The 13716-nt window shown below is 66.5% G+C and carries 10 protein-coding genes; 1 reads left to right on the plus strand and 9 read right to left on the minus strand.

The genetic code is table 11. From position 1 onward, the window contains the following. A partial coding sequence (locus tag BM175_RS15580) for a hypothetical protein (protein ID WP_139224660.1) occupies nucleotides 1-438 on the minus strand: 438 nt, incomplete at its 3' end. Nucleotides 439-513: 75 nt separating this feature from the next. Here BM175_RS15580 and BM175_RS15585 point away from each other — a divergent pair. Beyond that, nucleotides 514-714 (plus strand): hypothetical protein, encoded by a 201-nt coding sequence (locus tag BM175_RS15585; protein ID WP_090964601.1) that lies wholly within the window; start codon nucleotides 514-516, stop codon nucleotides 712-714. A 3-nt stretch (nucleotides 715-717) separates the two neighbouring features. Here BM175_RS15585 and BM175_RS15590 read toward each other — a convergent pair whose 3' ends face one another. From BM175_RS15590 to BM175_RS15625, 8 genes are read right to left on the minus strand one after another with little or no spacing between them, the layout of a single operon-like run. Next, on the minus strand, nucleotides 718-1068 hold the full coding sequence (locus tag BM175_RS15590) for a DUF1353 domain-containing protein (protein WP_090964603.1): 351 nt from the start codon (nucleotides 1066-1068) through the stop codon (nucleotides 718-720). Then, on the minus strand, nucleotides 1068-1559 hold the full coding sequence (locus BM175_RS15595; protein WP_090964605.1) for a hypothetical protein: 492 nt from the start codon (nucleotides 1557-1559) through the stop codon (nucleotides 1068-1070). The genes BM175_RS15590 and BM175_RS15595 overlap by 1 nt, the downstream gene beginning before the upstream one ends. A 3-nt stretch (nucleotides 1560-1562) precedes the next feature. Next, the gene (locus tag BM175_RS15600; protein WP_090964606.1) at nucleotides 1563-2210 is read right to left on the minus strand and encodes a DUF4376 domain-containing protein; all 648 of its coding nucleotides are present in this window, start codon (nucleotides 2208-2210) and stop codon (nucleotides 1563-1565) included. A gap of 2 nt (nucleotides 2211-2212) precedes the next feature. Further along, on the minus strand, nucleotides 2213-3394 hold the full coding sequence (locus tag BM175_RS15605) for a hypothetical protein (RefSeq protein ID WP_090964608.1): 1182 nt from the start codon (nucleotides 3392-3394) through the stop codon (nucleotides 2213-2215). Next, on the minus strand, nucleotides 3394-4500 hold the full coding sequence (locus tag BM175_RS15610) for a hypothetical protein (RefSeq protein ID WP_090964610.1): 1107 nt from the start codon (nucleotides 4498-4500) through the stop codon (nucleotides 3394-3396). Before BM175_RS15610 ends, BM175_RS15605 begins: the two co-directional genes overlap by 1 nt. Then, entirely contained in the window at nucleotides 4497-5387 is an 891-nt protein-coding gene (locus BM175_RS15615; RefSeq protein ID WP_090964612.1) for a hypothetical protein, read from the minus strand. Before BM175_RS15615 ends, BM175_RS15610 begins: the two co-directional genes overlap by 4 nt. After that, a complete protein-coding gene (locus tag BM175_RS15620) occupies nucleotides 5384-6922 on the minus strand; it encodes a hypothetical protein (RefSeq protein ID WP_090964614.1) in 1539 nt (512 codons plus the stop codon). The genes BM175_RS15615 and BM175_RS15620 overlap by 4 nt, the downstream gene beginning before the upstream one ends. Beyond that, the gene (locus BM175_RS15625) at nucleotides 6919-13077 is read right to left on the minus strand and encodes a phage tail length tape measure family protein (protein WP_139224661.1); all 6159 of its coding nucleotides are present in this window, start codon (nucleotides 13075-13077) and stop codon (nucleotides 6919-6921) included. The genes BM175_RS15620 and BM175_RS15625 overlap by 4 nt, the downstream gene beginning before the upstream one ends. Nucleotides 13078-13716: the final 639 nt, after the last annotated feature.

Consider the following 13716-nt stretch of genomic DNA (forward strand, 5'->3'; position numbering starts at 1 on the left):
CGCACCGCCGGCAGCGAAGCCCGTAGCGCTGTCGAAGTTCTCGTAGGAAGTGGGAGCCTTGAGGACGATCGTATCGGCCGCAGCGGTGCCGACCACAACGCCACCGACGATCCTCTTGGCAACGATCGTGCAGAAGTAGTCGGCCTGCGTTGCCACGTAGGAGTTTCCGGTGGCGCCGACGATGTCGGTGGTTGTACCGGTCGAACCGAGCGTACGGCGAGCCCACTGGATGGACCCACCAGGCCCCGGATCAGCACTGTAGGTCTGACCAATCGATCCGTCCTTCGTCCTGGTGACGAAGAAAGCTACCGGCACCACCCCGCCACCCGCGCCAGGGGTGACAATCCCCTTCCCGATGTAGGCCGCCGTCATAGGGCCGTTGTACCGTCCGTTGTCAGAAGCCCGCCGGCCGGCATCGCGGCGCGTGAAGTTCGCCATAGTCCACCTCATGAAAAAGGCGCCTCACGGGCGCCGGGAACGTTGGGATAAGCTGCCGATCAGGAGGATCGGACGATGCAGGAAGAGATCGACGAACTCGGTGAGCGGATCGATGGGCTGCGCCTCGTCATCTCCGTTCTGATCGCCGAAATGCCGAACCGCTACGAAGTCATGGCGAAGCTCCAGAAGGCGGAGGCGCTCGCCCGTCAGCGCAATCTGCCGACAGGCGTGCTGCAAGAACTGGCGGACCTGCGCGAAGCGCTCGACGACATGTGAGCGTCAGGCCCACCGGTAGAAGGCGGTCGCCGCGGTCATTGCGAAGCGGCGGGCACGCGACACGCCGTCCGCCTTCAGCGCCTCGTTGAACGCCCCGGCCGCTGTCACGCGGTCAAAGCCTCGGCGCAGCAGCTCGTCGTGGAGCGCTGCCGCCTTCAGGTATCGCGGTTCGTGCGGGTCGAAGATCCAGCGCAGCGCCCACGGAATCGAGACGTCGAAGACCGTGCCGTCCTCGACATACTCCCAGTGATCGGATCCCTTGTGTCCGAGCTCCCAGCTCGTGCGGCCGTGCTGGCGATACCGGATGCCATCCAGCCGCTCGAAGACAATCGGCGCGTCGGTGTAGGCGCCCATCAGCCGCCTTGGCCGGTGAAGACGAAGAGGGCAAGCGCCAGGTGCGGCGGGGTCGGAAGATCGATCGCTTTCCCCGCCCCTGTCGCGCCCGTCTGAGCCTCGCCAGCGACGACGGACGTCGTCGGCGGCTTTGTCACGTCTCCAAGGCCGACGCCCGTCAGGATCGCCTTCTGCGACGCTGTGGCGGCCGTCGCCACCTTGTCGATCGCATGCTTGTGCGCCGGCAGCTGGTCGGCCGTCAGCGTCAGCGTTGATGAGCCGCTCCGCTCACCGACCTTGAGCTTGCCGCCGGCGCCCATCAGGAGCCGATCGCGAGAGTCCGGCAGCGCCGCCTCGTCGCCGACGATCTTCAGCTTGGCGAAGAACTGCGGATAGGCCTTCCGGGTGATGGTGCGCCCGTCGAGCAGCAGCCAGCCGTCATGGTCGCCCGTTTGCAGGCCCGGCTTGCAGTCGCCGGGCTGCGCGATGCGCTTGTATCGCTCGCCCGCCATGGCTCACCCCCAGAGCGCGTCGGCCGTGACGTCGGCGATTGCCTCCCCCGCGGCGATGCGATCCTTGATGCTTTTCGCGACGAAGATCAGCCGCTGCTTGTGCAACATGGCTGCGTAGCCCATTGCGATCATCGCGTCGGCATCGAGCGGCAGCAGGGAGTTGTCGAGCGTGATCCACGCGAAGACCTCCGCGCCCTTCGTAGCGTCGAGCCGCTTTTGCCAAGAGAGCTCGCCTGTCTCGGCGCCGAGGAGCTTGGCGTCCTGCGCAGCAGACTTTGCGCCGGCGATGTTCTCGCGGTCCTCCGCGCGGCTCTGGATGACCTTGCCGAGGAACGGGAACCCCGCCTCGATCCGGCGCACCTTCTCCGCCTCGATCGCGGCGCCGACGTCCTCGGCCGGCTCGTCCTCGAACAAGCTGAGCCAGACCGGACGGCCGTTCCGGTCGACGATGCGCGAGGACACGACCCGTTTGCCCGCCGGCACCGGATCGCCGTCGCCCACCGGGAATACGCCGAACGCCTCCCGCTCGTCCTCGGACCACAGCATGATGGTCTCGAACGAGGCGACGACCTCCTCGCCATCGACGCTCGAGCGAACCGGGCCTCCCGAGACGCTGCGCCATTCGCCGTCGATCTTCTGAGCCTGTGCCATGGTCAATCCCTGTAGAACGGCGCGAATTCGTACATGTTGAAGGCACTGTAGTTGTCGCGTCGGAACTCGATCGCATCGCCTTTGAAGGCGTTGCTCCGAATGGTGTCGCCGCTCGTATTGACCGTTCCCAGCCAGCTACCCCAGACGCCATCCTTGCGGATGCGATAGCTCCAGGTCGTCTGCACGTTGCTCTGAAAGACGAAGCCGAAGAAGGCGCGTTCGCCTTCCGGGAAGCGGATGCGGACGACCGGAAGCGCAGCCGTCGAGACGAGTGCAGGCGTTCCTGTCTGCGACCGGTCGCCGTCGTAGAGCGCGGGGATGTTGGATTCCGACGTGCCCGTGTTGCCGCTTGCGTCGGAGAGCGAATAGAGCGCGGTCGCGTTGCCCTGATGGCCCTCGGCGCTGTCGACGAGGCTCGACGGAAACGCGCGCCCGCCGTTGTCCTGCCCCTTGCCCCAGACGATGCGAAGTACGCCCTTGCCGCCGCGACCATGACGCGCACCGCCGCCGCCGTAGAAACCGCCCTGGTCTGTCGTGCTTCCACCTGTCGAAAGCTGCTGACCGCTCTGTCCGTAGGAACCGCCGATACCAGGATTGCCTGCCGTTCCGCTTGGTCCGGCCGCCCCGCTTGGCCCCTCACCCCATTTGCCGACACCGCCGCCGCCAGACGAACCGGAACCGGATGCCCCGCCGGCGCCACCACCGCCGCCGCCTTGACCGGCAGTAGCCGCCACGCTCGTGCTGCCGCCGTTGCCACCCGGCCCGCTGTAACCACCAGCGCCGCCGCCACCCTGACCGCCTGCGTTGGTCGGCCCGCCTGTGCCGCCGTTGCCCCCGCCGTCGCCGATACCGCCCGATCCGCCGACGGTCCCAACGCCCGGATTAGCCAGGAGCAACGTCTGTCCGGCGAATGAGAAGCTGGTGACGCCGCCAGCCGCGCCGACGACGACATCATAGGCCTGCCCCGGCTCGACGCGGACGCGGTTCTTCCAGCGAAGCTCGCCGCCGCCCCCGCCGCTCTGCGAAGCGAGGTACGCGGCGCCACCGGCCACGGCCAGCAGTGCGACCGTGAAGACGCCCGCCGGACATATCCACTGGTACGTGCCGGGCGTCTCGTAGACGATGTGGCCGCCGTCGGCCGTGTTGATCGGGATCGTCCCGAGTAGGTTGGAGAACGGCAGCATTACTTCAGGTCCCGCTCGAGCGAGCCCCATTCGACGACGAGCCCGCCGCCACGCTGACGGCAGATGCCCGACAGGCGGTCGACGGCGCTCGGCGCCGTCGAGAGCGTCGGCACGATGCCGCCAGCGAACTTGTGGTAGGTCGCGTTGAACGAGAGCGTCCGGCCGCCGGTCGCATCCTGCAGGAAGTAGAGGACGATCGGCTCGCCGTCCTTCATGTTGAGGGGCTGCCCGAGCGTTCCGTTCAGCGACATCACGTAGACCCGGTTGAAGGCCTCGCCGAAGTCCGGGGTAATCGTCGTGCCGGCGCCCGTGTTGAAGAATTTCATGGCGTCGGCCATGACCTTCGGCGTCAGGTAGACGGCATCGTCCGTCAGCGCGCGCAGATCGGTGCCTGTCGCCTTCGTCAGCTGGGTGCCCCGCGCCGCGATCTTGATCCAGTTCGCCGCGTTGAAGGTCGCCCCCGACGTGTGCGTCACCGTCGCGACGTAGGTCTCGCCGTCGTAGGTGACGGTCGACCGCGGCGGCACGGCTGAGTAGGTCACCCCGGTATCCCAAGCGACCGGCGACGCCCAACTGTCAGGCCCGACGATGCCGCGGGCACCCGTGACGAGGATGTCCCAGTCGGTGCGCGCCGTCGCCGCGCCGACCGCCTCGACCGAGACCGTCAGCGAGCCGGTCGCCGAATTGTAGGCGGTGGCCTTGCCGAACATCCAAGAGGCGATCTGCCCGCGCGACTGGATCAGCAGGTTGGTGCCGATCGTGAAGGCCTTGTTCGTCTGCGTGAAGAAGGTGCGGCTGCCGAGCCCCGGCGTCACGTTGGAGGTTGACGTCCCCTGGAACCGCTCCGCGCTGGCCGCCGCCTGCGTGGCGCTGCCGGCCGCAGCGTTCGCGCTGGCACTGGCGCTCGAAGCCTGCGTCGTCGCGGTGTCCGCGAAGCCGACTGCCGCGCGGACGAGCGTCACGAAGTCCCGGAGCGCTCGCACGAAGACGCCGCGGCTGTTGCCGCCACGCGAGAGGCCGTAGGGGTTGTTGATCTCGTCGAACGGGCTGTCGTTGACGAGATCGAGCCGCCCGGCCGCGTCTTCCTGGTCGGTGGTGAGGCTCATGGAAGACGTTCCTTCAACTGGAATGCGATGTTCGCCATGCGGGGCGCGGAGCGCTCCCACGCCGGCGGCTGGCGGAGGCGAGCGAGGAAGCTGAGGCGGTGCAGGTTCACCGATCGGCTGTCGTTGACGACGAAGACCTCGCCATCGATACCGATGCGGCGGGCCATCTCGAGGCCGCGATCCAGCGTCTCCTGTTCGGGCAGGTAGCCATAGTTCAGCTGGTAGACCCGGAACGGCTCGCGACGATCGAAGCTCTCGGCGCCGGACATGGACTTTTCGGCTGTCGTGTCGGTCTCGATCCCGAGCGAGCTGCCGAGCAGCGGGTTGCGCGCCGGCTGCCAGCCCGACATGCACAGAAGACGTCCGAGATCGATGAAACCGTCCGGGTTGCTCTCGTCGAGGATCTGGACGTCGAGCACCGACGCACGAACGTCGTCCGGGAACACCGTCCAGGCGTTCTGTGTCAGGCCCTCAAGGTCCTTGCTGAGCGGCTTGCCGTCCCAGGAGTTTTCGTCCTCCCATTCCAGCTCCTCGGTGAAGCCGATGCCAGGATAGGCGTCGAAGGTCAGATCGAAGGACAGCTCCGTCCGGGCTGCGTCGTAGTAGCCGACCAGCCGGATCCGGGCGTTCACGCTGAGGTTGGTGTTGCAGAGGAAGAAGGCGGACAGCTTCGCGAGGCTCGTGAAGGCGATCGTGAAGCGCGCGTCGTCCGCGTCAGCCGAGGCGGTGCGAGCGATCAGGCCGAGCTCGGGATCCTGCAGGTTGGCGAGCGGGATGACCCATGACCCGCCCGACAGGGTGGCGCCGGGGATCTGGCCGAATCGACCGGCATAGGCCGGGTCCGACTTATTGTCGTAGAACAGCTTCAGGATGCGGGGATCGTTCATGCCCAGACGTCCAGCGTGGTGAGGTTGGTGCCGTAGGTCGGAGCGATGCCGAGGACGCGCATCAGGCGACCGTCGTTAAGGCCGTAGCGGTTGACCTGAAGCGTCACGCAGTCGCCGGGCTCGACGCCGGCGACGGTCGGGCTGGCCTGGACGATCTGAAAGCGGCGGCGCGTTGCGCGGTAGATCGCGAGCAGCCGGTTCGCCTCGGCGCGCGCGTCGGTCTCCGAAACGAGGCACGTCTCGAACAGCATCTCGATCGCGCGGGGGTGCAGCGCGGCCGTCTCCGAGGCCTCGACCTTGACTTGCCGCCACTCCTCCTTCGCGAAAGTGCGGAACGCGTCATCGCTCGCGACCTCCTTCAGGTCGCTTTCCGAGAACGTCGTGTAGGCACGGCCGTAGCGGACGGTCAGGCTCTTCGCCGCCATCCCTTCGCCCGGATCGTTGGTCGGCAGACGCGCGAAGCCCTCGCCCCGATCGATGATCCGATTCCGCGTCAGAGCCGCCGTCGGCGTGCCGGCCGGCAGTTCCAGGCGCCCGGTCGAGAACTTACCGAAGCGGTCCGGCAGCAGCCAGCCGCCGACCGAGCCAAGGATCGTCGTCGCGGCCGCAAGCACCGTCGTCTCGCCCTGCGCGATCCACAGGCCGCACTCGGCCGGGTTCGCTGTGTGAAGCGCGTCGAAGGTCGCAGGGTTCACCGGCGCCAGTGTGCCGAGCATGCGCCGGGCGATTCTGGCGGCCGAGCGATCGGCGATCGTTGCGCCCTCGGCCGCATCCACCGTCAGCGTGCCGTCGGGGCGCGAGTAGGTGCGCAGAAGACCGAGCGCAAGGCAGGTCGCGTACTGGCCGCCGACCATGCTCGCGGCCTTCAACGCGGCAAGCGTCGGATAGTCCTGCTTGAACTGCAGCTTCACGCCGCCGTCGCGCACGTTCTCGATCACGGCCAACGCGTTGCTCGCGACCTGGTAGACGTTGTCGAACTGGTCGACGAGAACGGGCGAGATCGACAACGCCCGGCCGAACAGCATCGGCTTCTTCACGTCCTTCAGGTCGACGTTGCCTTCGGCGACCATCATCCCGCCGCTGGTCGTGGTGCCGAGGTAAGCGAGCGGCTGGATCGCCTCGCGGAGGAGCTCAAGCCGGTCCATCAGCCGCACCTGAACCTCGCGGCCGGTAAAGCTCGCCTGATCCATCGTGCCGATCAGCACCGTCTCGCGCGAGGCCCACGGGCTGTTCGACCGCTTCACCGACCAGATGCGGATCTCGCGGCCGTCGAGTGCGAGGCGGTCGAAGACGTCGAGGCGGCCGTCGGCGTTGGTGAGGACTACCTCACCGACGCCCACTTCGCTGGCGCCATAGGTCCGGCCTTCGCCGAACAGGTGACGCTCGTAGTTGCCCGGATCCTTAAGCCGCGAGCGGAACACCGCATTGGCCGGCGTGTCGGTCGGCTTGGTGACGTAGGGCTTCGATCCGAAGCGCAGCGTCATCGCCTCGCCCGACACCTCGTCGACGGCGTCGATCTCGACGAGGATGATCATGCGGCCTTCCCTGCCTTGATCGCCGCGCGGCGGGCGGCATAGGCCGACTGCTGCGCGTTGCTCGACAGCCGGTTGGTCGCCTCGATCGAGCCGCCGAAGCCTTCCGACAGCGTGTCGACGATCCGGTCAAGGCGTGCCGTCACCTCGCGCATGTCACCTCGAGACGCGAACGACCCTTCGGCGTTCACGTTGGCCGCCTGCCGGCGCAGCATCTCGGTGCGCGGATAGGGATCCGGGACGCCGCGGTTGAGACGCGCCACCATCGAGGCGACGCCCGGCTTGTTCATCGCCGGGGCGTTGATGACGCCCTCGCCGCCAGCCAAGGCGATTTCGCCGCCGCCGGCATAGCGCGCGAGCACGCTGTCGCGGTCCCAGATGCCGTTGCCGACGACACCGCCGCCCGCGTAGGCGCCGACGATCCCGCCGAAGCGCATGGCAGCCTTCGGCGCGTAGACGGTGCTCCACTTGGCGATGATCGCGTTGATGACCGCCTGCTGCGATGGCAGCTGCGTCTTCACCCAGTCGAGGAACTGCCCGCCGCCGAAGTTGCCGGTGTAGTCGATGCCCTGCGACTGCAGGTCCTTCCAGATCGCCTTGTTCTGGTCGGCCATCGCGCCCCACTGGCGGCTGCCGTTGAGGTTCTTCAGCGATGCGCCGAGGTCGGCGACCGCCTTGGCGATGTCGAGGTTCGAGCCGGCGATGTCCTTGAGCCAGGACGCCGAGCGCTCCATGGCCGACAACTGACCGGTCGCCTTGCCCTCGGCCGCCTTCAGCGACGCGCTGACGCTCTCGAAGATGGCGACGTATTTCGGGCTCGACTTGAAATAGTCCTTCGCCTTTGACAGGAGGTCGCCGGCGGCGCCGGTGAGCCCGTTCATGGCCTCCTTATCGCCGGCGTTCGCCTTTGCAAGCGTCTCGTCGTAGATCCGCTGCGCCTCGCGCACCTGATCCGCCTGACTGAGGGTCGAGCTGTCGCTGACCTTCAGCTGGTCCTGGTAGGATCGCAGGCCGTCACGGAAGCTGAGGACGGTCTGGTAGACGCTCTGGATCTGCGATCGCGCAGCCTCGTAGGCGGTCGAGTACGCCTGCTGGGCAGCGCGAGCAGCTTCAGCTTGCGTGCGCGTGGCACCGGTGAAGGCGTGGACGACGCCGGAGAGTTCCGGGAAGGCCTTGATCAGGTCGTCGAAGGCCGAGCCTACGAGCTCAGAGCCGTCGACGAGATCCTGGCTTGCCAGCTTGAACCAGCGGGACACGATCTCCGGATCGACGCCGAGCAGCTTGGCGTCGTTCATCGCGGTGTCGCGGGCTTTCAGGAGGTCCTTCGCGTCGTTGAGGTAGCTGAGGCCCGACAGATCGTTGATCTGAGCCTGGAAGCCGTCCGTGAATGTCTCGCCCATCTTGGCGATCGCCTGCTTCAGCCGGTCGTCGATGTCGGTCGCTGCCGCCTCGGCCGTCCAGCCGAGATCGGTGAGCACCTTCTGAAGCCCGGCGGCCGTGCCACGGAATCCGTCCAAGCTCTTCTCGACATCGGAAGTGGTCGAGGCGGTGTAGAGCAGCGACAGGGCGTATTCGCCGGCGGCCGTCTTCGCCTCAGCTATCGCCTTGTTCCGCGTTTCCTCCATGGCCTTGGACGCCTCGGTCCAAGCACCATTCACACCGACGCCGATGTCGTCGGATCCGAACGCGATCGACACGTCGTCGATCATGTCCTTGATGCGCTGTTTTAGCTCCTTCGTGGCCGCACGGCCCTTTGCAAAGGCGCCCTCGTAACCCTCCCCGGAGGTCAGATCCTCCATGAGGTCGGGAACGCCCTCGCGGTATTCCTTCTGCATCTCCATGAACCGGGTCCACATCTTGGTCCCGGTCGAAGCGAACTGCGCCGACGAGTTACCCTGCCCGTACTTCCAAGCGTCGCCCCCGACCTTTCGGAACTCGGCGAACTGCCCCTCTTGAGCAGTGATCCACTGCCGCAACTGGCCGTTGCCATCCCCGGACAGCGACTTGTCGAACGCCTCGTACTGCGGCCGCAGCTCTTCCCACTTGGCAGCCTTGTCCCGATGTGCCTGCTCGCGCTGCTTGCGGGCGCCAAGAATGCCACCGAGGATGCCGAGCGCGGCACCGCCGACGACCCCGAGGACGCCGCCTGCCATCGGGCCGATGTTGAGAGCGGTCGAGATTGCGCCGCCTGCCTGGTAGCCTCCGAGCGCGCCCGTGATGCCGCCAGAGACGGGCGAGCCGGACTGGTAGCCCGCGCCAAAAGCGCCGAGCCCTGCGCCCAGCACCTGCATGCCCGCCTGCCCGCGGGGACCGAAAAGGCCACCCGTCGCGGAAGACGCTCCACCGGGATCGAAACGGCCGGCGGCATAGCTCTCCGGGCCCAGCTTGCGTTGGTAGTCCTCCAAGCCCTGGCTCACGCCCTTGGCGACGATCTTCTGATCGTTGGTGTCCGTGCCGCTGTGCTTATCCAGCAGCGAGCTGAACTTCGACCCGTAGGCACTGACGGAGGTCCCGACGACGTCCTTTGCGCCGAGGTTCCGCATCCCGCCTTCACCGGCGAACCACGCCTGCGAAGCGCCGACCAGGCCGTACTTGGCAGCGTAGTTGTCCCCGAAGCGGCTCTTGAACACCGCGTCCTGAATTTCCTTGCTGCCGAGGAACTCGACGTTGGAGACGACACGGCCGATGGCCTGCTTCGACCACTGCGGGATGTTCGCGCCCATCACCTGATAGGCGCCGTAGGCGCGGTCACCGGTCCGGGTGATGGGTCCCAGCGCACTGTAGTTTCCCGCGGCCGATCCGCTCTCGATCGTCCGGATCGCCTTGGCCGCCGCATCCAGGCTCGCCGTCGCCTTGGTGAGTGCCGGCACCGAATACTTGTCGGCATAGGGGTAGGACGGCGATTGGTAGCCGGGGCTCGGGGTCGGAACCGGGATGTTCGAGTTGGAAGGGCGTGACGTCGGAATAGGGACGTTGCCGGTCACTGCCGCGACAATGGCTCCGACGATCCCGCCTCCGGACCGGTTGTCGTTTGCAGCCGTCCGCCCGCCGGCGGTCGAACCGCCGAGAAGCGCGTCCATGATCTTGTCGAGGCCGGAGGCAGCCATCTGCCGGCCGAGACCGGCAAAGGCGTTCGCGAAGGCGCCGAGCGCGTCTTCGCCCGAGCCGATGGAATCGATGAGTTCGAGGATGGCAGCCTTGCCAGCGTCGCGCATCTCGTAGAGCGCGTCGTTCGTCTCATGCAGACGCTTGTTCAGGCGCAGTTGCGCCGCGTCAGCCCGTCCCTGCGCACTTTCGAAATCCACGCCGATCGCGCGGAGCTGCTCGGCGATCTGCTGATCTTCGGGCGAGCGCGTGGCCTGCTGACGATCGAACAGGAGATCGCGCTCAAAGTTCAAACGCTGCGTTGCCTCCGTCAGGCGGCCGACCTCGGCCGCCTGACGGCGCATCTCGTCCGTCAGCTGGACCTGCGCCTCATCGAAGCCAGCTGCGCGAGCGGCATCTTTCGCCTGGGCGAGGAGGTCGAACTCGGTGCGCAGACGCGCGACCTCGCCTGCGGACCTGCCGACAAGGTCGTATTCCAGCTGCGCCTGTTCGATCTGCCGCTGCGTTGCTTCGGTCTGCTGGCGACCGGCCTCGGAAAGCTGCTGGCGCGCCTCGGCCATGGACAGAGTGGCGGCTTCGGCTTGCCGGTCGCGAGCATAGGCTTCTGTCTGCCCTGCTGCGACCGCCTCGTTGTAAGCCTGCTGGCCAGCGGTCGCCGCGCGCTGCGCAGCCGTCACGTCGTTGATCGAAGCAAGCTGGAGCTTGTAGGCGGCCTGACGAGCTTCTTCCGCACGACTGGCTTCAGTGCGGACGATGCCGAGCGCCGCCTCCTTCTCCTTCAGGAGGTCCGCCAGTCCGGCAGCGTCGTTCGTCGAACGCTTGTAGGCTTCGATCCGACGATCGTACTCCTGCGTCGTCTCGGCGATCTGCCGCTGGAGCGGCGAAAGATCGAGATTGCTCAGGCTGTCTTGGACCGCCTTGAGCGATTCCTTCGCGGGCCGGGACAGTTCGGCCAGCGCCTGGTCACGCTGACGCCGCGCGGTCTCCCGCAAGCCGTCGCGATCAAGGGCCTTATCAGAACCGATGGACTGGTTAATGCTCGCCAGCGCTGCGAGATAGGCGCGCTCGACCCTCTGCACTTCGCTGACGTCTGGCAGCATCGCTCCCAGACCGTCGAAGGCCTTGTCCATCCGCAACTGGGACGCCTCGACCTTCATGCGGCGGAGGGCCTTCTCGAACCCTTCGATGTTGCCGCCGGCCTCGACCGCCGCGTTCGCAAAGGCGAGTACGCCGTCGACCGCTTCCTTGAGGTAGTTCGGCACCCTCCCCGCAGCCTGCAGGGCGAGCAGTTCGGAGCGAAGCGTTTTCGCGGTCTTCGATCCACGGAGAAATCCGTCTGTCAAACTTGCCAAACCGACCTGTGTTAGGTCGTCGCGACCCATGAGGTTTCCCCCAAGGCCGAAGAGTTCGCGCATGCCGCCACCAGTACTCAGGGCGGCTTGAGCAGCACCCTGACGGGCTTCTTCGATGGCACGCTGCTGTGCCTTGATGTCGGCGGCCATTTTGTTCGCGGCGTCACCGGGCGTCAGCTTAGAAGCCGATGCAGCGATCTGCTCGATGGTGTCCGCGAGACCGGCATTGCTATCTCGGATGTCCGCGAGCGTCCTCCCGAAGCCCTCGGCAGCCTTGTTCACGCGCTCCATGCGGTCTTCGGCGCGCGTTCCGAACAAGGTCGCGGCAGCTGCAGCGGCCGTCAGACCGGCCACAACCCAACCGCCCGGCCCGATGAAGCTGAGGGCACCCTTCGCCATGTCGCCGATAGCGGTCAACGATCCGCGCAGCCCCGGGCCATCCTGCAGAGCCTGAATGACCTGACCGGCTTGCGTCGCCATGATCTGGAACGGGCTGGAGCCGCTCAGATACATCGTCACCACATCGTTGGTCTGGTAGCCGAGGTTCCGCATCTGCTCGGTGGTGAGCTTCACCTTGCCGTTGAGGTCAGGCAGCCCCTTTGCCGTATCGTCGAAAGCCTTCCGAGCTTGGCCGGTCGCCAGCGCGAGTTCGTCGGACGTGATCACCTGCCGACGAGCCATGTCCTCGTAGGTCGCAATCTGGGCCGTCATCTTCTCGAAGGCGGCGCCGAGCGGGTTGATCTCGGCACGCAACTGGGCGACGGCGCGCGCTTCCTCCTCGAAGACAGACGCGATTTCCTTGGCTGATCGAGAAAGCCCGTCCGGCTGGCTCGCAAGCCAGCTGCTCCCTTTCCCCGCAACCCCTAACGACGCGGGTGCCGTGTATCGAGACTGCCCCTCCTCGGCCGACCGGCGGGCGTCCATCGCCGCGTTCGCCTGCATCTGCGCTTCGCGAGCCTGGCGGACGAAGTCGTCCTGCGCCTGAAGCGCCTGTCGTGCGGCCCGGCCGGTCTCATCGTACTTATCGACAAGCCGATCCAGCGCAGCGGCATAACCGCCTGTGATCTGGATGCCTTCCCGCTCCAGCCGAGCCAAGCCTTCCAGCTCGCTGTTCAGCTTCTGGGCCGAGGCGTAGGCGGGATCGTAGGCGGCGCGGAGGTTTTCGATCTCGGCGGAGTAGCGCGCCGTCTCTCGGGCAAGCGCCTCCTGTCCACGAGCCAGCTCCGCATCCGCGAGCTGCTTGGCCTGGGCGGTGCGAAGGAGATCGTTTGTCGCCTGACGCGTGGCCGCAGACACCTTCTGCGTGGCGCCAAGCATCTCGGCCAGGCCGGAGGTATCGACATCCATGCGCAACTGCGGCGCAACGACACGCTGAAGCTGCTGCTGTAGCTGCTGGATGGAACGCTGATACTCCGCGACCGTGAGCTTGCCGGCTTCCAGACCACTCGAAGCTGCACGCATTCCGCGCTCATAGGCCGTCCAGGCGGCCGGTGCGCCGGCGAGCTGACGCTGGAGGCGATCGACCTCACGTTCAATGGTGCCGATCTTCTTCGCGGACGTATCGGTCGATCGAGTGAAATCGTCCGTCGCCTTCGCGGCGCCCCCAGCCGCACCCTGCAGCTTTCCCAGCGCGGCAGCGGTCTGCTCGACCCCCTGCTCTTCGGCTCGGAAGGTCGCAGTCGTGATGGTCTGGTTGCTCATGAGGCCCCAAAAGAAAAAGGCGCTCTTTCGAGCGTCTCGCTGCATTCTGAACTATGGACACCAAGCGATTGCCGTGGCGGATAGAACGCCACACGCTGGAGGTGATGATGTACGATCCCAATCATGCGCAACGAAGCGAAGGCCAGGAAAGGCCCAGCCCTCGAAGCTTCCTGATAGGGGTGACGTGCGTCGTGCTAATTGGAGCGGCGGCGTACTTCGTGTTGATGGACCGTTTCGATCGCGCCGCCCGAGCGCCAGCAGATGCCAAAGCTGCCGTGGAAAGAGCAGCTCGCGCGTACATCGAAGAGTGCGAACAGCGCTTGGCGAATGTTCGCCTTAAGGAGGCAAGCGGGTTTCGTGACCCAACAGCCTACGGTGTCGATGGCCGCCTCAAAGGGTGCTGAGAGCTAGACGACAAGCAGATCCTCGACAGCTTCGTCCCTCACGGCGCAGGGGCAGCGCGCCTGAAGCGTGCCAGCGTCTGCCGGAACTGCGCATTGAACTCCTCGTCCGTCTGCGGTTCCGTCTCGTCTTCCGGCTCCGGGACGTCATGCCCAGCGATCCGGGCCCGCTGGCGCCAGTCGGACGCGATTCTGTCGTTCGCCGACTTGATCGCGGCATGAAGCCTGAGAAGGTCGC

Origin of the sequence: Aureimonas phyllosphaerae, from assembly GCF_900113065.1 — a bacterium.
Taxonomy (GTDB): Bacteria; Pseudomonadota; Alphaproteobacteria; order Rhizobiales; family Rhizobiaceae; genus Aureimonas; species Aureimonas phyllosphaerae.

What these genes read in the sequence shown, in the direction of transcription:
- BM175_RS15585 (WP_090964601.1), top strand. Translation starts at nt 514, where the DNA reads ATGCAGGAAGAGATCGACGAACTCGGTGAGCGGATCGATGGGCTGCGC.
- BM175_RS15590 (WP_090964603.1), bottom strand. Translation starts at nt 1,068, where the DNA reads ATGGGCGCCTACACCGACGCGCCGATTGTCTTCGAGCGGCTGGATGGC.
- BM175_RS15595 (WP_090964605.1), bottom strand. Translation starts at nt 1,559, where the DNA reads ATGGCGGGCGAGCGATACAAGCGCATCGCGCAGCCCGGCGACTGCAAG.
- BM175_RS15600 (WP_090964606.1), bottom strand. Translation starts at nt 2,210, where the DNA reads ATGGCACAGGCTCAGAAGATCGACGGCGAATGGCGCAGCGTCTCGGGA.
- BM175_RS15605 (WP_090964608.1), bottom strand. Translation starts at nt 3,394, where the DNA reads ATGCTGCCGTTCTCCAACCTACTCGGGACGATCCCGATCAACACGGCC.
- BM175_RS15610 (WP_090964610.1), bottom strand. Translation starts at nt 4,500, where the DNA reads ATGAGCCTCACCACCGACCAGGAAGACGCGGCCGGGCGGCTCGATCTC.
- BM175_RS15615 (WP_090964612.1), bottom strand. Translation starts at nt 5,387, where the DNA reads ATGAACGATCCCCGCATCCTGAAGCTGTTCTACGACAATAAGTCGGAC.
- BM175_RS15620 (WP_090964614.1), bottom strand. Translation starts at nt 6,922, where the DNA reads ATGATCATCCTCGTCGAGATCGACGCCGTCGACGAGGTGTCGGGCGAG.
- BM175_RS15625 (WP_139224661.1), bottom strand. Translation starts at nt 13,077, where the DNA reads ATGAGCAACCAGACCATCACGACTGCGACCTTCCGAGCCGAAGAGCAG.